23 protein-coding genes and 1 pseudogene are annotated in these 22230 nt (G+C 60.7%); 9 read left to right on the top strand and 15 right to left on the bottom strand.

What is annotated here, in order from left to right; all coding sequences use genetic code 11:
- Nucleotides 1-15 precede the first annotated feature (15 nt).
- The 3 genes from CRN80_RS11460 (at nucleotide 16) to CRN80_RS11450 (ending at nucleotide 2022) form a co-directional block, all read left to right on the top strand.
- Nucleotides 16-1119, top strand: coding sequence for a PepSY domain-containing protein (locus tag CRN80_RS11460; RefSeq protein WP_098950172.1), 1104 nt, complete (start codon nucleotides 16-18; stop codon nucleotides 1117-1119).
- Entirely contained in the window at nucleotides 1116-1286 is a 171-nt protein-coding gene (locus CRN80_RS31210) for a hypothetical protein (RefSeq protein WP_098950171.1), read from the top strand. Before CRN80_RS11460 ends, CRN80_RS31210 begins: the two co-directional genes overlap by 4 nt.
- Before the next feature lie 106 nt (nucleotides 1287-1392).
- Nucleotides 1393-2022 (top strand): glutathione S-transferase family protein, encoded by a 630-nt coding sequence (locus CRN80_RS11450; protein ID WP_032894974.1) that lies wholly within the window; start codon nucleotides 1393-1395, stop codon nucleotides 2020-2022.
- Here CRN80_RS11450 and CRN80_RS32095 read toward each other — a convergent pair.
- The 5 genes from CRN80_RS32095 to CRN80_RS11425 are packed head-to-tail and all read right to left on the bottom strand — an operon-like array spanning nucleotide 2007 to nucleotide 6203.
- Nucleotides 2007-2189, bottom strand: a complete 183-nt coding sequence (locus tag CRN80_RS32095) for a hypothetical protein (protein WP_169918556.1) — start codon at nucleotides 2187-2189, stop codon at nucleotides 2007-2009. The genes CRN80_RS11450 and CRN80_RS32095 overlap by 16 nt on opposite strands.
- Nucleotides 2186-3535, bottom strand: a complete 1350-nt coding sequence (creD, locus tag CRN80_RS11440) for a cell envelope integrity protein CreD (protein ID WP_098950170.1) — start codon at nucleotides 3533-3535, stop codon at nucleotides 2186-2188. Before creD ends, CRN80_RS32095 begins: the two co-directional genes overlap by 4 nt.
- Nucleotides 3536-3586: 51 nt before the next feature.
- Nucleotides 3587-5026 carry a two-component system sensor histidine kinase CreC gene (creC, locus tag CRN80_RS11435; RefSeq protein ID WP_098950169.1) on the bottom strand — a complete coding sequence of 480 codons (1440 nt, stop codon included), beginning with the start codon at nucleotides 5024-5026 and terminating at the stop codon, nucleotides 3587-3589.
- Nucleotides 5026-5694 carry a two-component system response regulator CreB gene (gene creB, locus CRN80_RS11430; RefSeq protein ID WP_034133934.1) on the bottom strand — a complete coding sequence of 223 codons (669 nt, stop codon included), beginning with the start codon at nucleotides 5692-5694 and terminating at the stop codon, nucleotides 5026-5028. Before creB ends, creC begins: the two co-directional genes overlap by 1 nt.
- Nucleotides 5695-5702: 8 nt before the next feature.
- Nucleotides 5703-6203 carry an ATP-dependent zinc protease gene (locus tag CRN80_RS11425; RefSeq protein WP_098950168.1) on the bottom strand — a complete coding sequence of 167 codons (501 nt, stop codon included), beginning with the start codon at nucleotides 6201-6203 and terminating at the stop codon, nucleotides 5703-5705.
- Nucleotides 6204-6374: 171 nt separating this feature from the next.
- Here CRN80_RS11425 and CRN80_RS11420 point away from each other — a divergent pair, with 171 nt between their 5' ends.
- A complete protein-coding gene (locus CRN80_RS11420; protein ID WP_032894964.1) occupies nucleotides 6375-7262 on the top strand; it encodes an acyltransferase in 888 nt (295 codons plus the stop codon).
- Here CRN80_RS11420 and CRN80_RS11415 read toward each other — a convergent pair.
- The gene (locus CRN80_RS11415) at nucleotides 7259-7831 is read right to left on the bottom strand and encodes a DUF2780 domain-containing protein (protein WP_098950167.1); all 573 of its coding nucleotides are present in this window, start codon (nucleotides 7829-7831) and stop codon (nucleotides 7259-7261) included. The genes CRN80_RS11420 and CRN80_RS11415 overlap by 4 nt on opposite strands.
- A gap of 136 nt (nucleotides 7832-7967) precedes the next feature.
- Between CRN80_RS11415 and CRN80_RS11410 the strand changes: the two genes are divergently transcribed.
- Both CRN80_RS11410 and CRN80_RS11405 read left to right on the top strand, forming a co-directional pair.
- Entirely contained in the window at nucleotides 7968-8426 is a 459-nt protein-coding gene (locus CRN80_RS11410) for an anti-sigma factor domain-containing protein (RefSeq protein ID WP_032894959.1), read from the top strand.
- Between the two features lie 198 nt (nucleotides 8427-8624).
- A complete protein-coding gene (locus tag CRN80_RS11405; RefSeq protein ID WP_098950166.1) occupies nucleotides 8625-8990 on the top strand; it encodes a hypothetical protein in 366 nt (121 codons plus the stop codon).
- Nucleotides 8991-9034: 44 nt separating this feature from the next.
- Here CRN80_RS11405 and fdhA read toward each other — a convergent pair whose 3' ends face one another.
- The 8 genes from fdhA to CRN80_RS11365 all read right to left on the bottom strand — a co-directional run bounded on the left by fdhA (nucleotide 9035) and on the right by CRN80_RS11365 (nucleotide 18942).
- Complete coding sequence (fdhA, locus tag CRN80_RS11400) at nucleotides 9035-10234, bottom strand: formaldehyde dehydrogenase, glutathione-independent (protein WP_014720230.1); 1200 nt, start codon at nucleotides 10232-10234, stop codon at nucleotides 9035-9037.
- 184 nt (nucleotides 10235-10418) lie between these two features.
- On the bottom strand, nucleotides 10419-11276 hold the full coding sequence (gene purU / locus CRN80_RS11395) for a formyltetrahydrofolate deformylase (RefSeq protein WP_032894958.1): 858 nt from the start codon (nucleotides 11274-11276) through the stop codon (nucleotides 10419-10421).
- A 49-nt stretch (nucleotides 11277-11325) separates the two neighbouring features.
- Entirely contained in the window at nucleotides 11326-11958 is a 633-nt protein-coding gene (locus CRN80_RS11390; protein WP_032894956.1) for a sarcosine oxidase subunit gamma, read from the bottom strand.
- A 136-nt stretch (nucleotides 11959-12094) separates the two neighbouring features.
- Nucleotides 12095-15112, bottom strand: a complete 3018-nt coding sequence (locus tag CRN80_RS11385) for a sarcosine oxidase subunit alpha (protein WP_032894955.1) — start codon at nucleotides 15110-15112, stop codon at nucleotides 12095-12097.
- Nucleotides 15109-15411 (bottom strand): sarcosine oxidase subunit delta, encoded by a 303-nt coding sequence (locus CRN80_RS11380; RefSeq protein WP_003194855.1) that lies wholly within the window; start codon nucleotides 15409-15411, stop codon nucleotides 15109-15111. Before CRN80_RS11380 ends, CRN80_RS11385 begins: the two co-directional genes overlap by 4 nt.
- A gap of 15 nt (nucleotides 15412-15426) precedes the next feature.
- Nucleotides 15427-16677, bottom strand: a complete 1251-nt coding sequence (locus CRN80_RS11375; RefSeq protein WP_003176546.1) for a sarcosine oxidase subunit beta — start codon at nucleotides 16675-16677, stop codon at nucleotides 15427-15429.
- A gap of 22 nt (nucleotides 16678-16699) precedes the next feature.
- Complete coding sequence (gene glyA / locus CRN80_RS11370; protein WP_003194857.1) at nucleotides 16700-17953, bottom strand: serine hydroxymethyltransferase; 1254 nt, start codon at nucleotides 17951-17953, stop codon at nucleotides 16700-16702.
- 260 nt (nucleotides 17954-18213) lie between these two features.
- On the bottom strand, nucleotides 18214-18942 hold the full coding sequence (locus CRN80_RS11365; RefSeq protein ID WP_098950165.1) for a TraX family protein: 729 nt from the start codon (nucleotides 18940-18942) through the stop codon (nucleotides 18214-18216).
- Between the two features lie 90 nt (nucleotides 18943-19032).
- On the opposite strand from CRN80_RS11365, the gene CRN80_RS11360 reads away from it, so the two are divergent.
- From CRN80_RS11360 to CRN80_RS11350, 3 genes and pseudogenes are all read left to right on the top strand, one after another.
- Nucleotides 19033-20073 carry a low specificity L-threonine aldolase gene (locus CRN80_RS11360; RefSeq protein WP_032894950.1) on the top strand — a complete coding sequence of 347 codons (1041 nt, stop codon included), beginning with the start codon at nucleotides 19033-19035 and terminating at the stop codon, nucleotides 20071-20073.
- A 193-nt stretch (nucleotides 20074-20266) separates the two neighbouring features.
- Entirely contained in the window at nucleotides 20267-20467 is a 201-nt protein-coding gene (locus CRN80_RS11355; RefSeq protein WP_032894949.1) for a hypothetical protein, read from the top strand.
- 67 nt (nucleotides 20468-20534) lie between these two features.
- A pseudogene (locus tag CRN80_RS11350) lies at nucleotides 20535-20852 on the top strand (transposase); the annotation flags it as partial.
- 81 nt (nucleotides 20853-20933) lie between these two features.
- Here CRN80_RS11350 and gbcB read toward each other — a convergent pair.
- Nucleotides 20934-22034, bottom strand: coding sequence for a glycine-betaine demethylase subunit GbcB (gene gbcB, locus CRN80_RS11345; protein ID WP_014720237.1), 1101 nt, complete (start codon nucleotides 22032-22034; stop codon nucleotides 20934-20936).
- Nucleotides 22035-22230 lie beyond the last annotated feature (196 nt).

Genomic DNA, 22230 nt, shown 5'->3' with positions numbered 1-22230 from the left:
GCCTTTGGAGCCGTGATGAAAAGCACAACCATCCGCCGCTGGTCCTTCATCCACACCTGGACCAGCCTGATCTGCACCGTATTCCTGCTGATGCTCGCCCTCACCGGCCTGCCGTTGGTGTTTCACCACGAAATCGACCACCTGCTGGGCAACGAGCCCGAACTGGCGCAGATGCCTGCCGATACGCCCCGGCTCAACCTCGAGCAGCTAGTCGCCAAAGCCCAGGCCCATCGCCCCGGCGAGGCCATGCAGTACCTGGCCTGGGACGAAGACGACAACAACGGCGTGATCGCGATCATGGCGGCCACCGCCGGCACGGAGCCGAACTCGTCGCACACCTTCATGCTCGATGCCCGCACTGGCGAAACCGTCGAAATGCCGTCTGCCAATGGGGGCTTCACCCTGTTCCTGCTGCGCCTGCATGTGGATATGTTTGCTGGGCTCCCGGGCAAGTTGTTGCTGGCGTTCATGGGCCTTCTGTTTGTGCTGGCGATTATCTCGGGCACGGTGTTGTACCTGCCGTTCATGCGCCGCTTGAAGTTCGCCACCGTGCGCCAGGACAAATCCACTCGCCTGCGCTGGCTCGACCTGCACAACCTGATCGGCGTGGTCACCTTGACCTGGGCGCTGGTGGTGGGGGTGACTGGCGTGATCAGCGCCTGCGCCGACCTGATCATCGCCGCCTGGCGCCAGGACAGCCTCAGCGCCATGATCGAACCCTACAAGAACGCCCCGCCGCTGACCCAGCGCGCACCCGCCACCGAGCTGTTGAGCATTGCCGCCAAGGCCGCACCGGGTATGGAGCCGGACTTTATCGCCTTCCCCGGCACGCGCTTTTCCAGCGAACATCATTACGCCGTGTTCATGAAGGGCAGCACGCACCTGACCTCCCACTTGCTGACACCGGTCCTGATCGATGCCAGCACCCTGGCCGTCACCGCCATCGCCGAACGGCCGTGGTACATGGACGCCATGGGCATGTCCCAACCCCTGCATTTTGGTGATTACGGCGGCATGCCGATGAAGGTCCTGTGGGCGGTGCTGGATGTGTTGACCATCATCGTGCTGGTGAGCGGCATTTACTTATGGATCGTGCGGCGCAAGGCGGCCAAGGTATGAAGCCGCGGCAGTCGAATTTCTGGAAGGTGTTTGCCCTACCGCTGGGGATTGGCCTGCTCAGTGCCGCCGGGTTGTTTGCGGCGCTGCTGGGGGATGGGTGGTGGGATTCTTTGAGTTGGATCGGGCTGGGCATACCCGCGGCCATTGCCGTCTACAAACTACTGTAGGAGCGAGCTTGCTCGCGAAAAACCCGAGAGCACCGCGTTAAACCCGGTGAGCTGCGTTATCGTTGGCGTTATTCGCGAGCAAGCTCGCTCCTACAGAGGAATGCCCATGTCCGCGCCCAGCATGACCTTGTTCCACAACCCGGCGTCACCCTTCGTGCGCAAAGTCCGCGTGCTGCTGATCGAGACCGGCCAACAGGACCGCGTGGCCCTGCACGCTTGCATGCCCACGCCCATCACCCCGGACGCCGATGTGGTGCAAGGCAACCCCACCGGCAAAATCCCGGCCCTGCGCCTGGCCGACGGTTCGGTACTGCACGACAGCCGGGTGATCCTCGATTACTTCGACCACCAGCATGTCGGCAACCCGCTGATCCCACGCGACGGCTCGGCCCGCTGGCGGCGCCTGACCCTGGCGTCGATGGCTGACGGCATCATGGATGCCGCCGTGCTGGTGCGTTACGAAACCGCCATGCGCCCGCCAGAAAAACACTGGGCGCCCTGGCTGGAAGAACAGCGCAACAAGATCCGCCGCGCCCTCACCGAACTGGAGCGGGACGCCATTGCCGAACTGGCCAGCCACTTCGACATCGCCGCCATCAGCGTGGCCTGTGCACTGGGCTATATCGACTTTCGCCACCCGGATCTGCAATGGCGCTCGGACACTCCCAAGCTCGCCGCCTGGTACGCCGAGGTCAGCCAGCGGCCTTCGATGCAGCAGACTCAGCCGCCTCTGTAGGAGCGAGCTTGCTCGCGAAAATCATCAACGATAACGCGGGTCGTCTGGTTAAACGCGGTGTTCTTGCGTTCTTCGCGAGCAAGCTCGCTCCTACAGTGGAAGGTGGCGTTGGCGAGGAAGTTGACCATCTTGGCTTTCATTTGCTGGTCTTCGCGCAGTCCGATCATTGCCCTTGCTCCACCTTGCGTTTACCCACCCCATACCAATCCAGCTTGCGTGTCAGCACCATCACCGTGCCCAGCAAGCCAAACAGCAACAGCGAGCCCATCAACAGCGCGTAATCCTCGGCACTGAGCAACCCGTACAGCAAGCCATACAGCGCCGCCAGCCCAGCCGAAAACCCCAAGCCGTGGGCAACGCTGCGCAGCACATGGCACACGTAGAAGCCGATCAACAGCACACAGGCGCTGGCGGATATCAGGTAGGCCAGGGCAAAGCCCAGATGCTCGGACAACGACAACAGCAGCAGGTAGAAGAACGCCAGTGCGACGCCCACTAAAGCGTACTGGATCGGGTGCACCGCCAGACTCTTGAGCACCTCGAAGAGGAAAAAGCCGGCAAAGGTCAGGGCGATAAACAACAGCGCATATTTAATCGCCCGGTCGCTCTTGAGGTACTGGTCTACCGGGTCGATGAAGTTCACACCAAAGCTGCGGTTGCTGAAGTTTTCACAGCCTTGCCCGTCGAGGCAGTTCTGCAGGGCTTGTTCCAGGTTGGTGGAGAAGAATGTCGTTTGCCAATTGGCGCTGAAACCCTGGTCGGTGACGTCACGTTGAGCCGGCAGGAAGTTGCCGATAAAGCTCGGGTGCGGCCAGTTGGACGCCAGTGACACCTGGCTGGTCTTGCCCACGGGCACCACTTGCAGTTGCTCGGTGCCTTGCAGGCGCAGGTCGAAGGCGAACTCCACCACGGCGGGTTTCTTGCTGTCCTGCTCGGGCAGCGTCACATGCACGCCCTCGCCCAGCCAGTCGACTTGAGAGCCTGGCGAGAACTCCAGCCGCTGCTCGCCCAGTTCCAGCTTCAGCGCGTTTTCAATGCCGCGAATATCACTGATGCCCACCGCCAGAAACGCCGGCTCAAAGCGATAATCGGCAAAGTCTTCGGTGATCCCCAACTGCGCAGGCAACTCGAAACGCCCGCTGATACGGTTGTCGGCATGGAACAACCGTGCCTGGTAGATACCCCGCGAGCGCAGTTCGGTTTGCACCTTGCCGTCGAGCTCAAAACGGTCCGGCAGGAAATACAGACGGCCGCGTTCTTCACGGGTTTCTTCGTAGCGTTTGTTGAGCTTCTCATTGAGCTTCCACTCACGCACGGTCTTGCGATACGGCACCACCATCACCGGCCCGGTGAGGCGCTGGGCAAAGCTTGAACTGCGGGCAATGTCCATCAACACGCCGTCGCGCAATTGCTGACGGTCGCTGATGATGCCGTTGATCATCAGCAACGGAATGAGCAACAGCAGGATCAGCAGCGCAATCGCGCCCAATTTGAAAAGCAGGTTGCGGTTCATGGGTCTCTCCCTGTTTTGATGGGGAGAGTCTGCCCAGCCGGTATGAGGGATTTATGTGGGCAATGTGGAGACTGTGTGGAGATGCAGCACCGCTCGCACGCCGCCGGGTACGTTGCCGATCTGCAACGAGCCGCCGTGCAGCTTCATCACCTCCTCGACAAAGTTGAGCCCCAGGCCCGTACTTTTGCGCCCGCTGGCCGGGCGCGGCAGCGAGTAGAAGCGCTCGCTCAGGCGCGGCAAGGCGTAGTCGGGAATTGCCTGCGCCTGGTTGAACAGGCTGACCTGCACCTCGTGATGCTGCACCTGGGCGCTGAACCTCAGCGTGCCGCCCGGCGGGGTGAAATCCAGGGCATTGTCCAACAGGTTGCCCAGGGCCTGGCGCAGCAGGAAGGGTTCGCCAACCACCTTCACATCAGCGGCGATGGCCTGCTCGACGTGCAAGCCGGCGCCTTCGATCCGCGCACATTGAGCCTTGAGCACATCCTCAACCAGCGCGGCCAAAGGAATGCTCGACTGCTCCTCCAGACCCTGGCGCTGCTCCACCTGGGCCAGGTTCAACAGGCGTTCGATCAACTGTTGCAGGCGCGCGCTTTCGCTGTCGATATTGCCGACAAAACGCTGCTGCTGCTCGCGGCTCATGTCACCCTGCAACAGCTCCGCCGCTCCGCGAATCGCCGCCAATGGGCTTTTCAATTCATGGGTCAGCGTGTGCACGTAGCGCTCTACGTAAGCCTTGCCTTCCAGCTGCGTGCGCATGTGTTCCACGGCGGTGGACAACTGCTTGAGCTCGCCGCCGCGGTAATGCGGCAACTCGGCGCGGTGGCCCTCGCTCACGGCTTCGGCATAGGCGGTAAGGCGCCTGAGCGCCGCCGTCAGCCACCACGACAATAGCGCGCCCAGCAGCAGCCCCAGGGTGACCAGCCCGGCGCCGTACCACAACAGGCGCCGCTCAGTGCGATCCACGTAGGGCTGCAACGAGCTGTTGGGCTTGGCCACCGTGACCACACCGATGATCTGGCCGTTATCGCGAATCGGCGCCCCCACGTGCATCACCGATGAGGTGGCATCGTCCGCGTCACTGCGGGTGGAGCGCGCACCGTATTCGCCACGCAGGGTCAGGTACACGTCGTTCCATTTCGAATAGTCCTGGCCCACCGCTTCACCGCTGGAGTCGAGCAATACCCTGCCCTTGGCGTCGGTCACGTAGATGCGATGGTTGACCTGGTTCTTCGGCAGCCCCCAGATCACCGCACCCGGTTGACGGTTGCCATAAGCCTTGAGCAGCGCAGGCCAATGACTCTGGCCGAGGGTGCCGTTCTTCACGTCCTCGCGCAGGATCTCGGCCAACAGGTTGGCGGTGTCCACCAATGTTTCTTCGGTGGACTGGCGCACGCCGGGGCGGATTTCCTTCATCACGGTGTTGAGCACGAAGTAGCCGGTCAGGCCGATAAACAGTGCATACACCAGAAAAATCCGCAGCCCCAGGCGCATCAGCTGTGGCTCGGGCTGTAGCTATAACCGAGGCCACGATGGGTCTGGATCGGCTCGGCGTCCGCCGCCACACTCCGAAGCTTGCTGCGCAGGCTTTTGATATGGCTGTCGATATTGCGCTCGTAACCGGCATCGGCAGGTACGCCCACCGCGTCCAGCAGTTGCTCGCGGCTGAACACACGCTCGGGTTGCTCCAGCAGGCTTTGCAGCAAGCGGAACTCATGGCGCGTGAGGCTCAAGGGTTGGCCGCGATAGAGAATCTGCATGCGTTCCAGGTCTACCTGGAACAGCGTCGGCGCCACACCCGGGCCGACCCGCTTGAGAATCGCCCGGACCCGCGCCGCCACTTCCCGCGGGCTGAAAGGCTTGACCACGTAATCATCGGCGCCGATCTCCAGCCCCACCACGCGGTCGATCTCGGCATCCCGGGCACTGAGGAACATCACCGGCACTTCGCTGAAGCGGCGCAATTGCTTGCAGGTTTCAAAGCCGGTGATGTCCGGCAGGCCGATATCGAGGATAACCAGGTCCGCCGGGGTCTGGCGCTGATGCTCCAGCGCCGCCTGGCCGAGCGTCAGCCAGGTGGTGGTGAAGCCTTCGCCTTGCAGGGCAAAAATCAGCGTGTCGGCTATCGCCGCTTCGTCTTCGACAATCAGGATGTGCGGCATGGGCTCAATCAGCAGTCCGGTTTGTCGGCAGTGTAACGACGCGCCGAGTTTACCGCAGCACCAAACTCACGCAGGGCCTTGGCGCCGATCAGCAGTGGGTAGTTGAAACTGCTGCGGTCAGTAAGGTTGACCTCAACGGTGCGTTTGACGTCACCCAGGCACATTTCCAGGTCGATCACCGGGCGCTTGGCCACGCTGGCTTCGTCCTTGTCATCATCTTCGTCGGCGCGGCTCTTGATCTTGCTGATGCGCGACACCTTGTGCTCATACACCTTGTTACCGGCGTCCTCACCGCCGAGGCGGAAGCGTACCCAATCATCGCCGTCGCGCTGAAAGGTTTCGATGTCACGCGCCGACAGCGAGGCGGTCAGCGCGCCGGTGTCCATCTTGGCCTTGAAGGTCTGGCCGATCTCCGGCAACTGGATGTATTCGTAGCGACCGTAAAGGGTCGGCTCGGCCGCCATGACAGGTACGGCAACCAGGGCAAACGCGGCAAGGAGTAATTTCACGGCAGGATTTCCTCGAAAGAAGTGGGCGGAGTCTAGACCGCAAACACAGCACTTAGTTGGATGACCGAGCATATCGCGCACAGTGTGAAACATTCGTGCGCGATTTTGCGATTTGGCCTCTAGACTCACCTTGCTTATCATGGCCCGCCCACAGAATTCCAAGAGTTGCTTATGCGCCGCCTGCTCACCGGCTGTCTGGTTACACTGCTGCTGTTACTCAACACGCTGATCCTGATCGGCCCCTTGATGGTCTTCGCCCTGCTCAAGCTGGTGGCGCCAGGGCGCTCGCGTGACTATGCCTCATGGGCGGTGATGTGGATCGCCGAGACCTGGGCCGAGATCGACAAGCTGATCTTCGCCGCGTGCATCCCCACCCAATGGGATATTCGCGGTGGCGAGGACCTGCGCGGCGATACCTCTTACCTGGTGATCAGCAACCACCAATCCTGGGTCGATATTCCCGCGCTGATCCAGGCATTGAACCGGCGCACGCCGTTCTTCAAGTTCTTCCTGAAAAAAGAACTGATCTGGGTGCCCTTTCTCGGCCTGGCCTGGTGGGCGTTGGATTACCCCTTCATGAAACGCTACACCAAGGCGTTCCTGGCCAAGCACCCGGAGCTGGCAGGGCAGGATCTGAAGATCACCAAGGAGGCCTGCGAGCTGTTCAAGCGCCAGCCGGTCACGGTGGTCAATTACCTGGAGGGCACGCGGTTCAACGAGGCCAAGCGCACGCAACAGGCTTCACCGTATAACCGGTTGCTCAAGCCCAAGGCGGGCGGTGTGGCCTTTGTGCTGGCGGCGATGGGCGAACAGTTGGACGCGATCCTCGACGTGACCGTGGTGTACCCGCAGCAAAAGATTCCGGGCTTCTGGGACTTGATCAGCGGCGCGGTGCCGAAGGTGATCGTGGATATCCGCACCCGCGAACTGGACCCGGCGTTGTGGCAAGGAGATTACGAGAATGATCCGGCGTTTCGCCAGACCGTCCAGAACTGGGTCAACCAGCTCTGGATGGAAAAGGATGCGCGCATCGAACAACTGCGCGAGGAGCCTCTTTAGCTGCCGGTGCCCCACGCCTGAGCCAATTTGCCCAGTACGGAGCTGTTGGCACCCTCGCCGCCCAGGTATTGCAAAATCACCGGGGCAAACTGGCCGACCATGCCGCTGTCCATGCCCAGGGCGCTGAAGGCGGTGTTCAAGTCATTGGTGCTTTTCACGTTACCCAGCAGGCCGTCCAGGCCGCTGGTCTTGCTGCCGCCGGTTTGGCCGAGCATCCCGCTCAAGGCACCGAGGCTGCCCAATGCGTTATTACCCGATAACTTGTCCAGCCCCGGCACAGTGCTACTCAACTGCGAGAAGTCGTTGCCACTGAGTTTGTTCTTGGCCAGACCCAGCATGGCACCCGTGCCGCCCACCGCTTGCTCGGGGGTGATGTTCAGTTGCGAGGTCAGGGCCGTCAGCAGGTCGGCCGTTTCCGACGTAGGCGCGGCGGCAGCGGCCTTGTTGTTGCCACCCTGCATGCCGGAAATGGCGTTGGCTGCATCGCCAAGGCTGAAACCTGCGGCGAACACCGGGCCGGCGGCCACGGTCAACAGGCAGGACAGGGCAAAACCGCGTGAAATCTTCATCGAAACAACCTCTGGGTATAGGGGTAAACGCAGGCGTTGGACTGGGTAACCCGTCGGTTGTTCCGGAGCCCCTCAGGAACCCATCGGGGATAAGCGGGTCCATGAACTGACTACAAAATTTGTCGAGAAGAGACTTATGACTGCGATCCAACCCCCAGTGATTGAGCACAAGCCTGCGTTCTGGAGCCGCCCTCGCCTGTTCATCGGCGCCTGCGTGGTGGTGGTTGCCGGTATCGGCGGCGCGCTCTACACCCAGGACAGCGTCAAATCCGCGGCAACGTTGGTGACCACGACTCAGCAGCCGGCCGCACAAATCATGGCCCATAAGGATTACCTGGAAGTAGAACCGATTGCCTCCACGGCGCCAGCACCGGACCAAAGCCTTGAACTCTGGGCGATTCCCAAAGACGGCACACCGGTATCCCTTGGCCTGTTGCCCGAGGATGGCAAAGGCATCATTGGCCTGAACCCCCGCCAGCAGGAGACCATCAAACAACCGGTGGAGTTGATGGTAAGTTCTGAAACCAAAGGTGGTTCAGTGAGTAAGCAGCCAACCGGCCCGACGGTGTATCAAGGGGCACTGGCAATGCGTTAACCCTCACAGCATGTGATATGAGCGGTCAGTGGCCGGCATTTTTTTAAAGCCCCTGCTGCCGCTCACAATGAAACACACGGAATATACCTCCTCCTTCTTATTCCTTATCGATATGAATAACTGTCAGTTCTCACAGTATCCCTCGCTTATCACGCTTAATAACATCTAGTTCCACACCACGCTTCAAGGAACGGAAAAATGGATAAGACGTTAATTGTAGGGTTGATGGCGGCCTGTTTATTAGCTGGCAATGCTTATGCTGCTGACATAGATAAATGCCCCAAAGTCAAAAACATAGAGTCAACGCCCACGAAGCAAGAGTATTTTGTGGGTAAGGAAAAGAAATTCGAAGACGGTTTCAAATACACGTCATCTAATACTGAAGGCTCCTGGACAGGAGAAACTGCTGGAACAACGGATGACTATCTGGCGGACAAGTACGAACTTGCACCTGAGTCCTACGAGGTAGTTAATGGAGTAACTCGGTGCAACTACGGCGGAAAAACCATTGTTGAAAATGGCACAACCGCCGTTCCTAATTTGAGGCTGAATCTACAAAAATAAGAAAGGGCGACCCACGGGTCGCCCTTTTTCATTTGCCCAACGCTTTACGCCGCACTGAACAACTTATGCGGATCAATCACAAACTTCTTCGGCACACCCGCATCGAACTCGCCATAGCCACGTGGCGCATCGTCCAGGCTGATCACCTGCACGCCGACGATTTCGGCGATGTTGATACGGTCCCACATGATCGCCTGCATCAGTTGGCGGTTGTACTTCATCACGGGTGTTTGCCCGGTGTGGAAGCTGTGGGATTTGGCCCAGCCCAAGCCGAAGCGAATGCTCAGGCTGCCCATTTTCGCGGCGGCATCGACAGCACCTGGGTCTTCGGTCACATACAGGCCTGGGATACCGATCTTGCCCGCCACGCGCACCACGCCCATCAGCGAGTTGAGCACCGTGGCCGGGGCTTCGGCCTTGACGCCATCGTGGCCGTGGCCGCGTGCTTCAAAGCCTACGCAGTCAACGGCGCAGTCCACTTCCGGCTCGCCGAGCAACGCGGCAATCTGTTCGTGCAAAGGGGTATCGGTGGACAGGTCGACCACTTCAAAACCCTGGGCCTTGGCGTGGGCCAGGCGGATTGAATTGACGTCACCGATGATCACTACCGCTGCACCCAGCAAACGAGCGGAGGCCGCAGCCGCCAGACCCACCGGGCCGGCGCCGGCGATGTACACGGTGCTGCCTGGGCCAACACCGGCCGTGACGGCGCCGTGATAGCCGGTGGGCAGGATGTCGGAGAGGCAGGTCAGGTCACGGATTTTCTCCATGGCCTTGTCGCGGTCCGGCAGTTTCAGCAGGTTGAAGTCGGCATACGGCACCAGCACGTACTCGGCCTGGCCGCCGGTCCAGTCGCCCATGTCCACGTAGCCGTAGGCACCACCGGCCCGGGCCGGGTTGACGGTCAGGCAGACGCCGGTGTGTTGTTCCTTGCAGGAGCGGCAGCGGCCGCACGCCACGTTGAAGGGCACGGACACCAGGTCACCGATTTTCAGGTTCTCGACGTCGCTGCCCTTCTCGATCACTTCACCGGTGATTTCATGACCCAGCACCAGGCCGGTCTGGGCCGTGGTGCGGCCGCGCACCATGTGTTGGTCGGAGCCGCAGATGTTGGTGGAGACCACGCGCAGGATGACGCCGTGCTCAATCTTCCTGCCACGGGGGTCCTGCATTTTGGGATAGTCGATTTTCTGTACTTCGACCTTGCCGTTGCCGAGATACACGACACCACGATTACCAGACATGCTTTCACCTCGCTGTTGTTTTTATGGAACTGCGTTGCCCTTGGGGCCGCGCGTTAAGTGCTCGGATTACAGATGCTGTTTCTTGTGTTGCTTGTAAGGGCCTCATCGCAGGCAAGCCAGCTCCCACAGTGGATCGGGTTCACACATTCAAGCGTGTGGGAGCTGGCTTGCCTGCGATAGCGATCTAAAGAACGACAGTGCGATTGGCATTCAAGAACACCCGCCGCTCAATGTGATACCCCACCGCCCGCGCCAATGTGAGCCCTTCGATATCGCGGCCCTTGGCAATCAAGTCTTCGGGATAGTGGCTGTGATCCACCACTTCCACGCCTTGGGCGATGATCGGCCCTTCATCCAGATCGTTGTTGATGTAATGCGCCGTGGCGCCCACCAGTTTCACGCCCTTGTTGTACGCCTGGTGATACGGCTTGGCGCCCTTGAAGCCCGGCAGCAACGAGTGATGAATGTTGATGGCCTTGCCGTCCAGCTTGCGGCACAGCTCCGGTGACAGCACTTGCATGTAGCGCGCAAGAATCACCAATTCGGCGCCGGTGTCTTCCACCACTTGCCACACCTGACGCTCCTGGGACGGTTTGTCGTTGGGGTCCAGGGGGAAATGGTAGTAGGGAATCTGGTGCCAGTCGGCCAACGGTTTCAGATCAGGGTGGTTGGACACCACCGCGACCACATCCATCGACAACTGGCCGATGCGCTGGCGATACAGCAGGTCGTTCAGGCAGTGATCGGCCTTGGAGACCATGATCACCACTTTGGGCCGGTAGTTCGGCGCCGTCAGTTCGAAGATCATGCCAAACGCTTCGCCACGGGTCGCCAGACCTGCGCGAAAGGCTTGCTCGTCGAAACCGTCGGGCTGGCGGAACTCCACACGAATGAAAAACCGGCCAGAAAGGCGGTCATCGAACGAATGGTGCTCGGTGACGTAGCAGCCCTGCTCGAACAGGTAGCGGGTGACCGCGTCCACCGTGCCGAGCACGCTGGGGCAGTCGGCGGTCAAAATCCATGTATCGGGTGCGCGGCTCATAGGTCACTCCTCAGGCTGATCGTTCCCACGCTTTGCGTGGGAATGATCATCATGCGACAACATTCAGGCCGAATTCGGCCGAGGCATCCTGCAGCCACAACCACCAGTAATCCGAGAAGCTGCGACGGATCAGCAGCTCCCAGGTGTCCTCGCTGGTATGACGGATCACCAGTTGCGACTTGGCGAACACCGTACCCACGGCTTTGCCGACCGGGAAGTTGTTGGGGTGCACGTCGTAGCTGGTGGACTTCATCAGCACATCGCGCACATTCGGGCCGCTCAGTTCAAGAATCTGCTGGCCGCCGCTGACGTTGACGATCTGGATATGCAGGTCGCCCAGGGCGGCGCGCAGGTTTTGCTCGGCGGCAAATTCTTCACCGCTCGGCACGATCAACAGCCACTCATCCGGGCCGAGCCACTGCAGGCTGGTTTCACCCTTGAAGACCACGCTCAGGGGGCCGGGCAGTTCAATGCCGACGGCCTTGTGTACGCCAGCGGCGAAGGCGGCGTCATGGCCATCGCCACGGATGGTCAGGTGGCCGAGGAGTTTCTTTTCACGCACGGTCACGCCGGCGTTCTTGCGGCCCTTGCCCACCAGGCTGGCGAGGTCGGCATGGTGCAGCGACGACTCGGCCTTGGCACCGGTGGTGGGGCGTTGTTGGTAAACATTGGCTGCTGTCATAAAGCACCTGTTCTGAATTCTGTTGATCGTTCCCACGCTCTGCGTGGGGATGCCGCCATGGACGCTCAGCGTCCGCTCTTGGGGCGCAGAGCGCCCCGGAATGCATTCCCACGCGGAGCGTGGGAACGATCAGGTGTCAGATGTTCTGGCGATCGCCTTTCGGGTCAAAGAACACCGATGAAACAATCTCGGCCTCGATCACGCTGCCATCCGCTTGCGGCGAGAACACCCGCTCGCCGATGCGCTTCAAGCCGCCCTTCACCACACCCATGGCAAACGAATAGCCCAGGGAGTTATGCGCATAACTTGAGGTAACGTGCCCCACCATCTTCATCGGGATCGTCTGCTTCGGATCGAACACCAACTGCGCGCCTTCCGGCAGCCACACGTTCGGATCAATCGGCTTGAGCCCCACCAATTGCTTGCGCTCTTCGCGCACGCAGTCTTCACGGTTCATCCCACGCCAGCCGATCCACGAGAACGGTTTGGTACGGCCAACGCACCAGCCCATGTTCAGGTCATCCGGGGTCATCGAGCCGTCGGTGTCTTGCCCGACGATGATGAAGCCCTTCTCGGCGCGCAGTACGTGCATGGTCTCGGTGCCGTACGGGGTCAGGTTGTACTTTTTGCCGGCCTCGACGATTTTTTCCAGCACGCCCATGGCGTAGTCGGCCTGCACGTTGACTTCGTACGACAGCTCACCGGTAAACGAGATACGGAACACCCGCGCCGGCACGCCGCCCACCAGGCCTTCTTTCCAGGTCATGAACGGGAAGCCGTCCTTGTCCAGGTCGATGTCGGTGACTTCCGCCAGCAGCTTACGGCTGTTGGGGCCCGACAGGGTCATGGTTGCCCAATGGTCGGTGACCGAGGTGAAGTACACCTTGAGGTCCGGCCATTCGGTCTGCTGGTAGATTTCCAGCCACTGCAATACGCGGGCGGCGCCGCCAGTGGTGGTGGTCATCAGGAAGTGGTTGTCGGCCAGACAGGCCGTCACGCCGTCGTCGAAGACCATGCCATCTTCCTTGCACATCAGGCCGTAGCGCGCCTTGCCCACGTCGAGCTTGGTCCAGGCGTTGCTGTAGATACGGTTGAGGAACTCGCGGGCATCCGGGCCTTGAATGTCGATCTTGCCGAGGGTGGACGCGTCCAGCAGGCCGACGCTGTCACGCACGGCCAGGCATTCGCGCTTCACTGCGGCGTGCAGGTCTTCACCGTTACGCGGGAAATACCACGGGCGTTTCCACTGGCCGACGTCTTCAAACTCGGCGCCGTTCTTCACGTGCCAGGCTTGCAGCGCGGTGTAGCGTACCGGCTCGAAGATATGCCCACAGTGACGGCCCGCTACGGCGCCGAATGTCACCGGCGTGTAGTTGGGACGGAACATGGTGGTGCCCATCTGCGGGATGGTCACGTTCAGCGAACGGGCGGCGATGGCCAGGCCGTTGACGTTACCCAGCTTGCCCTGGTCGGTGCCGAAGCCCAGCGCGGTGTAGCGTTTGACGTGCTCCACCGACTCGAAACCTTCGCGGGTGGCCAGTTCGATGGCGGCGGCGGTCACGTCGTTTTGCAGGTCGACAAATTGCTTTGGCGCCCGTGCAGTGGCTTTTTCGTGGGGCACCTGGAACAGCGCCAGGGTTGGTTCTTCAAGACGGCTCAAGGCTTTTGGCAGCGTGCCTTCAACCGGGGCAAAACCGGCTTCGCTGGCCGCACGCACGCCGCCTTCAAAGCCATCGGCGAGGGAATCGCCAAGGCCGTAGACACCGTTGATGCCGCCCACGCACACGCGTTTTTGTGGAGCTTCGCCCGGTACAAAACCGAGGATATCTTCACGCCAGGTCGGCTTGCCGCCCAGGTGCGAGGCCAGGTGCACCACCGGGCTGTAACCGCCGGAGCTGGCGACCAGGTCACAGTCCAGCCACTCGCCGGGGCTGGTGACTTTATGCGCCTTGACGTCGATGGCCGCCACGCGGGCACCGGTCACGTGCTTGCTGCCACGGGCTTCGATCACGGCGCTGCCGGTGAGGATGCGAATGCCTTTGGCACGGGCTTCTTCAACCAGTGCCCCGCGTGGGTTGTGACGCGCATCGGCCACCGCGACAACGGTGAGGCCCGCATCGAACCAGTCCAGCGCTACGCGGTAGGCATGGTCATTGTTGGTCGACAGCAGCAGCTTTTTACCCGGTGCCACGCCATAGCGACGCACATAGGTAGACACCGCACCCGCGAGCATATTGCCCGGCACATCGTTGTTGCCGTACACCAGCGGACGCTCGCACGCACCGGTGGCCAGCACCACACGCTTGGCACGTACGCGGTGGATACGCTGACGCACCACACCAATCGGCGCACGGTCACCCAGGTGGTCGGTCAGGCGTTCGTGAATGGTCAGGAAGTTATGGTCGTGGTAGCCGTTGACGGTGGCGCGGGGCAGCAGCACCACGTCCGGCAGGGCTTTCAATTCGGCAATGACGCTGGCGACCCATTCAGTGGCGGGCTTGCCGTCGAGGCTTTCACGGGAATCGAGCAGCGAGCCACCAAATTCCTCTTGCTCGTCGGCGATGATCACACGGGCACCGCTGCGCGCCGCCGCCAGTGCCGCTGCCAGGCCGGATGGGCCTGCACCGACCACCAGCACATCGCAATGACGGTTGAAGTTGTCGTAGGTGTCCGGATCGTTCTCGGTGGGCGAACGGCCAAGGCCCGCCGCCTTGCGGATGTACTTCTCGTAGGTCATCCAGAACGATTGCGGGTACATGAAGGTTTTGTAGTAGAAGCCCGGCGGCATCAGCTTGCCGCCGACCTTGCCGAGAATGCCCATCATGTCGTTGTTCACGCTCGGCCAGCCGTTGGTGCTGGTGGCGACCAATCCCTGGTACAGCGCCTGTTGGGTGGCGCGCACGTTGGGGATCTGCGTGGCTTCGGTGGCGCCGATCTGCAGCACCGCGTTCGGCTCTTCGGCGCCTGCGGCAAAGATGCCCCGTGGGCGCGAGTACTTGAAGCTGCGGCCAATGATATCGACGCCGTTGGCCAGCAGGGCTGCGGCCAGGGTGTCGCCTTCAAAGCCTTTGTAGCTCTGACCGTTGAACGTAAACGTCAGGACTTTATTACGGTCGATGCGGCCACCGTTGGACAGGCGATTGATCTGGCTCATACCTTCTCTCCAGAGGCCTTGGCGGTGAACTGAGGCTTCTCACCGATCTTGTAGGTTTCAAGAATTTCGTAGGTCACAGTGTCGCGGGTGGCGTTGAAATACTGGCGGCAACCGGCGGCATGGATCCACAGTTCGTGGTGCAGCCCGCGTGGGTTATCGCGAAAGAACATGTAGTCGCCCCACTGCTCGTCGGTGCAGGCATTCGGGTCCAGCGGGCGCGGGATGTGCGCTTGGCCGGACGCGTGGAATTCCTCTTCGGAGCGCAGTTCGCCACAGTGAGGACAGAAGATATGCAACATAGGGAATTTCTCCTGTTAGTGGGCGACGGCCGCAGCGCCGTGTTCGTCGATCAGCGCACCGTTGTGGAAACGGTCGATGGAAAAAGGCGCGGCCAGCGGGTGCATTTCACCCTTGGCCAGGCTGGCGGCAAACACGTTGCCTGAGCCTGGGGTGGCCTTGAAGCCGCCCGTACCCCAACCGCAGTTGAAGAACATGTTCGGCACTGGGGTCTTGGAAATGATCGGGCAGGCGTCCGGAGTGGTGTCGACGATGCCGCCCCACTGGCGGTTCATACGCACCCGTGACAGCACCGGGAACATCTCGACGATGGCCTGGATGGTGTGCTCGATCACCGGGTACGAGCCGCGCTGGCCGTAGCCGTTGTAGCCGTCGATACCGGCGCCGATCACCAGGTCGCCCTTGTCGGACTGGCTGATGTAGCCGTGCACGGCGTTGGACATGATCACGCTGTCGATAATCGGCTTGATCGGCTCCGACACCAGAGCTTGCAGCGGGTGGGATTCGATCGGCAGGCGAAAGCCCGCCAGCGAAGCCATGTGCCCGGAGTTACCGGCTGTGACCACACCGACGCGCTTGGCGCCGATAAAGCCCTTGTTGGTTTCCACACCGATGCACACGCCGTTTTCCTTGCGAAAACCGATCACTTCGGTCTGCTGGATCAAGTCCACGCCCAAGGCGTCGGCAGCGCGGGCAAAGCCCCAGGCCACGGCATCGTGACGGGCCACGCCGCCGCGCCGTTGCACGGTGGCACCGAGCACGGGGTAACGGGTGTTCTTGGAGCAATCCAGGTACGGGATTTCGTCGGCCACTTGCTGGGCATTCAGCAGTTCGCCGTCTACGCCGTTGAGGCGGTTGGCGCTCACACGGCGCTCGGAATCACGGATGTCCTGCAGGGTGTGGCACAGGTTGTACACGCCGCGCTGGGAGAACATCACGTTGTAGTTCAGGTCCTGGGACAAACCTTCCCAGAGTTTCATGGCGTGTTCGTACAGGTGCGCCGACTCGTCCCACAGGTAGTTGGAACGCACGATGGTGGTGTTGCGCGCGGTGTTACCGCCGCCCAGCCAGCCTTTCTCGACCACGGCCACGTTGGTGATGCCGTGCTCCTTGGCCAAGTAATAGGCGGTCGCCAGACCATGCCCGCCACCGCCGACGATCACCACGTCATAGACCTTTTTAGGGGTCGGCGTGCGCCACATCTTCTGCCAGTTTTCGTGATGGCTGAGGGAGTGCTTGAAGAGGCCGAAGCCTGAGTAGCGTTGCATAGTCATTACTCCAAAACCGCGCTCAGCGATAAACCGGGAAATCAGCGCACAGGGCAGACACGTGCTTGGCCACGTTGGCCTCGACATCGGCGTCGCCGAGGTTGTCGAGGATGTCGCAGATCCAGCCGGCCAGCTCGACGCACTGCGGCACTTTGAAGCCACGGGTGGTCACCGCCGGGGTACCGATGCGCAGGCCCGAGGTCACGAACGGCGACTGCGGGTCATTTGGTACCGCGTTCTTGTTGACGGTGATGTGGGCGCGCCCCAGGGCGGCGTCCGCCTCTTTGCCGGTGAGGCCCTGGCGGATCAGGCTGACCAGGAACAGGTGGTTGTCGGTGCCGCCGGAGACCACGTCGTAGCCACGCTTGATGAACACTTCGGCCATGGCCTGGGCGTTATCGATCACTTGCTGCTGGTAAGCCTTGAAGCCGGGCTCCAGCGCTTCCTTGAAGCACACGGCCTTGCCGGCGATCACGTGCATCAGCGGGCCGCCTTGAGCGCCGGGGAATACCGCAGCGTTGAGTTTCTTTTCGATTTCTTCGTTGGCCTTGGCCAGGATCAAGCCGCCCCGTGGACCGCGCAGGGTCTTGTGGGTGGTGGTGGTGACCACGTCGGCGTAAGGCAGCGGGTTGGGGTACAGGCCGGCGGCGACCAGGCCGGCAACGTGGGCCATATCGACGAACAGCAGCGCGCCTACTTTGTCAGCGATCTGACGGAAGCGTGGGAAATCCAGGGTCTTGGAGTAGGCCGAGAAACCCGCCACGACCATCTTCGGCTTGTGCTCGACCGCCAGGCGCTCGACCTCGTCGTAGTCGATCAGGCCGGTGTCGGTGTTGATGCCGTATTGCACCGCGTTGTACAGCTTGCCCGAGGACGACACTTTGGCGCCGTGGGTCAGGTGACCGCCGTGGGCCAGGCTCATGCCCAGGATGGTGTCGCCGGCATTGATCAGCGCCAGGTACACCGCGCTGTTGGCCGAGGAACCGGAGTGCGGTTGCACGTTGGCGTAATCGGCGCCGAACAGCTGCTTGGCGCGTTCGATGGCCAGGGCTTCGACCTTGTCCACATGCTCGCAGCCACCGTAGTAGCGCTTGCCCGGGTAGCCTTCGGCGTATTTGTTGGTGAGGCCGCTGCCTTGGGCTTCCATCACGCGCTTGCTGGTGTAGTTCTCCGACGCGATCAGCTCGATATGATCTTCCTGGCGCTGCTCCTCGGCATTCATCGCCGCCAGCAGTGCGTCGTCATATCCCTGGATCTGGTCTTGTTTGCTGAACATCGCGTCTCTCCCAGCCTTTCGTATTGTTGAGGCCCGTGCAGGGCCCTTTGATGCGATGGTAGGGCTGGCGCGTGCGGGCCAAATGCCTGCGCACGCCACGCAAAGGTGCGTTTACGACATGACTGAACGAATGATATTGGCAGGCCTCACAATTTGTAGGAGCGAGCTTGCTCGCGAAAAACTCATAGGCGCAGTGTTTATTCAGTAAGCACGCGTAATCGTTGACGTTTTTCGCGAGCAAGCTCGCTCCTACAGGCGGGTTAGGCGATGAGCGTGCGAAGGAGCAGCAACAGGAGGAAGTGCAGCGGATAAAGGGCATAGGCCCAGCGGCGCATTGCCGGGGGCGCAACGCTGCGGGCGTGTCGCAATAAGACCCACCCAGCCATGGGCGCAATCAGACATGCAGCCAACCCCAGCTGCGCCACAAGCGTGCCGCTATTGAGCAGAATCTGCCATTGATTGGCAGCGACACACACCACCCCCGGCAATAGGCTGAAATACCAGGGTCGAGTAAACACCAGCAACATCGCCAAGGGCAGCAACACGCCGAAAAAGCCGAACATCAGATGTGTCGCAAACACCGCCGCGATACTGAGTGCTATCAGCGCTAATCCTCGATCAAAAAGCGCCTGTTGCTGCCAACCTCGGGCAACCAGCAAGCCCAGCGCCAGGGTCGGCAACACGTTCAAGGTATCGGCATCCTCGATAAATAGCCGGTACGGCACCTCGCTGATCACGCTGAACAGCAGCAACCAACCCAGGTAGCGCCAATGGCCGGTCACCGGAGCATTGCGGACCCGATGCAAATTGGCCGCAATCGCCAGGCAAAACCACGGAAACGCCAGGCGCCCCGGCACGTATAGCCCATCCAGGCTCAGCCCCACATAGCGCAGGTGATCGAGCACCATACTCAGCAGCGCCAGCCACTTGAGCAGATCCAAAGCGCCATCTCGGACAGGTCCGACAGGCAGGGTTTGAGTACCGTGCATAATTCCCCAACGACTTTGCATTTACAGTGCGTGCGCGCCCCCGGCAATCTTGGGTAAAGTGCGCACCAACATCGACCACAGGAACGGGCCATGACCGACAAGAGCCAACAATTCGCCAGTGACAACTATTCCGGCATCTGCCCGGAAGCCTGGGCCGCCATGGAACAAGCCAACCAGGGCCATCAGCGCGCCTACGGCGATGATGAATGGACCCACCGCGCCGCCGACGGTTTCCGCAATCTGTTCGAGACCGACTGCGAGGTGTTCTTCGCTTTCAACGGTACGGCCGCCAACTCCCTGGCGCTGTCCTCGTTGTGCCAGAGCTACCATAGCGTGATTTGCTCGGAAACCGCCCACGTCGAGACCGACGAATGCGGCGCGCCGGAGTTTTTCTCCAACGGCTCCAAACTGCTGGTTGCCCGCACCGAAAACGGCAAGTTGACCCCGGAGTCGATCCGCGAGATCGCCCTCAAGCGTCAGGACATCCACTACCCCAAGCCTCGCGTGGTCACCCTGACCCAAGCCACCGAAGTCGGCAGCGTGTACACCCCCGAAGAAATCCGCGCGATCAGCGCCACCTGCAAGGAGCTGGGCCTGAACCTGCACATGGACGGCGCACGCTTCGCCAATGCCTGTGCATTCCTGGGTTGCTCACCGGCCGACCTGACCTGGAAAGCCGGCGTGGATGTGCTGTGCTTTGGCGGCACCAAAAACGGCATGGCGGTGGGTGAAGCCATCCTGTTCTTCAATCACAAACTGGCTGAAGACTTTGATTACCGCTGCAAACAGGCCGGTCAGTTGGCGTCGAAAATGCGCTTCCTTTCTGCACCATGGGTAGGCCTGCTGGAAAATGGCGCCTGGCTCAAGCATGCACGCCACGCCAACCATTGCGCGCAATTGCTGAGCAGCCTGGTGGCGGATATTCCCGGCGTGGAATTGATGTTCCCGGTACAGGCCAACGGCGTGTTCCTGCAACTCTCGGAACCCGCAATTGCAGCGCTGACCGCCAAGGGCTGGCGCTTCTACACCTTCATCGGCAAAGGCGGTGCGCGCTTCATGTGTGCGTGGGATACCGAGGAAGAGCGTGTAAGGGAACTGGCCGCCGATATTCGGGAAGTCATGAACGCTTAACGTACGAATTCGGCCAGTCCGTACTGGCCGATCGCCGAGACTGTTTTTTGATATTTCTGACAGCAATACGGCTCGTTTTTATTGTCTAGCCTCTTGTTACCCGCAAGGAAAACGCAGCGATATCTGCCACCTTTCGGGTTTCACTGCCGGCCGAATAATCGGCGGCAAAGGTAAATCAATGGAGAGCTTAATCATGGAATATCAAAGCAATAGCAACGCATTGCAAAGCGGCGGCAGCAGTAGCACCACGGTCATTGACTGGGATGAGTTCAGGAAACACGCCAAAATCGGGGATACCATTCAAGAGCCATCGCAAACCCTGACCATCTACGACAAAGTCTACGAACTGACAACCTCAGGCCAGCACTTTGTTGTTCATATCTACGCCCAATAAGCGTTAACACCTAAGGCTCGCGTCGCAGACTGCGACGCGACGCTGAAGAAGTTGCTCGTTCCCACGAAAGTGCGTCAGCCAATTCAAATCCTTCACCGCTCGCACCATCATTGACGACCTGCAAAGCAAAGGCGCGGAGCGGGTATTGCAGCGCCTGCGTTTCTGCAAGCGTGCACACAAGACAGATCGTGTTTATCAACTGTGGCAGGAAGGCTCACATGCGCAATTGATCTACAGCGAGGCTGTCATGCGCCAGAAGCTTGATTACATCCATCACAACTCCATAAAGCGAGGCTATGTGGACCTGGCTGAACACTGGCGTTACTCCAGCGCTCGCAACTATGCGGGTATGCCTGGCCTGATCGACATCCAACCGTGGCTCTGAAGATCCGGGTCACCCTTCACTTGCGACGGGACGCGGAGCGTCCTGGGCGGCGTTCCCACGCTGAGCGTGGGAACGAGCAGATCAGAATTCGATGCGTACATCACCCTTCGGCACACTGCAGCACGACAGGATGTAGCCTTCGGCTTCGTCCTCTTCGGTAATCCCGCCGTTGTGCTCCATCTCCACCTCGCCGCCCAGCTTCATCACCTTGCACGTGCCACAGATGCCCATGCCACAGGCCTTGGGGATCAGCAGGCCGAGCTTGGCGGCTGCGGCGTGCACGGTTTCCCCCGGCGCCACGCGAATGCTCTTGCCGGACGCGATAAATTCCACCTGATGCAGGTCTGCCAGGTCGATCTCCGGCGCATCTGCCGCTTGCTCGGCCTGCTCCACCGCATCGGCACGGGCTTCCGGTGGCGTCGCGCCAAAGGATTCTTCGTGATAACGGGTCATGTCGAAACCGGCGACTTCCAGCAAACGCTTCACTGCGTTCATGTACGGCGTAGGGCCGCAGCAGAACACTTCGCGCTCCAGGAAGTCCGGCACCATCAGCTCCAGCATCTTGTGGTTCAGATAGCCGCGATACCCGGCCCAGGGTTCGCCCAGGCCGTGTTTTTCGCAGATCAGGTGCAGGCTGAAGTTGTCGATCCGCGACGCCATGTGCTCCAGCTCGCGGTGATAGATGATGTCCTTGGGCGAGCGGGCGCTGTGGATAAAGGTCATGTCGACGTTGGCGTTGGTGTCGTAGAACCAGCGCGCCATGGACATCACCGGCGTGATGCCGACCCCACCGCTGAGGTACAGCACTTTAGGGCTTGGGAAGTCGATGGCATTGAACAGCCCGACCGGGCCGTGTACGGCCAACTCCTGGCCTTCGTGCAAGGTATCGTGCAGCCAGTTGGAAACCCGGCCGCCCGGTACGCGCTTGATGGTCACCGAAAAACTGTAAGGCACCGACGGTGAGCTGGAAATGGTGTACGAGCGCATGATCGGCTGGCCTTCGATTTCCAGCTCCAGGGTGACGAATTGCCCCGGCTTGAAAAAGAACAGGATCGGCTGATCGGCCATAAAGCAGAAGGTGCGCACATCCCAGGTTTCCTGGATGACTTTGACGCAACGGACGATGTGCCGACCATTGGCCCAGGTCTGGGTGGTTACCGGATTCAGGAAATTATTGGACATGTTGTTCTCCACCGCCGACGTCGGCCTTATGGTGGCGATTCTGCGTAACGCGAGAACCACCCATTTACCTATCTGCGACATTCACATACTTACGGCGACCAGCCCCCAAAGACAGGGGCTTGCGCGTCGGGATCAGATTGGGCCATGTCGCCCATGGATAAGGTCCGACGTGACGCCGGGCCCACACTCGCTCCCA

Source organism: Pseudomonas sp. FDAARGOS_380, assembly GCF_002591235.1.
Taxonomy (GTDB): Bacteria; Pseudomonadota; Gammaproteobacteria; order Pseudomonadales; family Pseudomonadaceae; genus Aquipseudomonas; species Aquipseudomonas salmasensis.
Note: the sequence above shows the minus strand (reverse complement) of the source record. Positions and strands in the feature narration are given on the sequence as shown.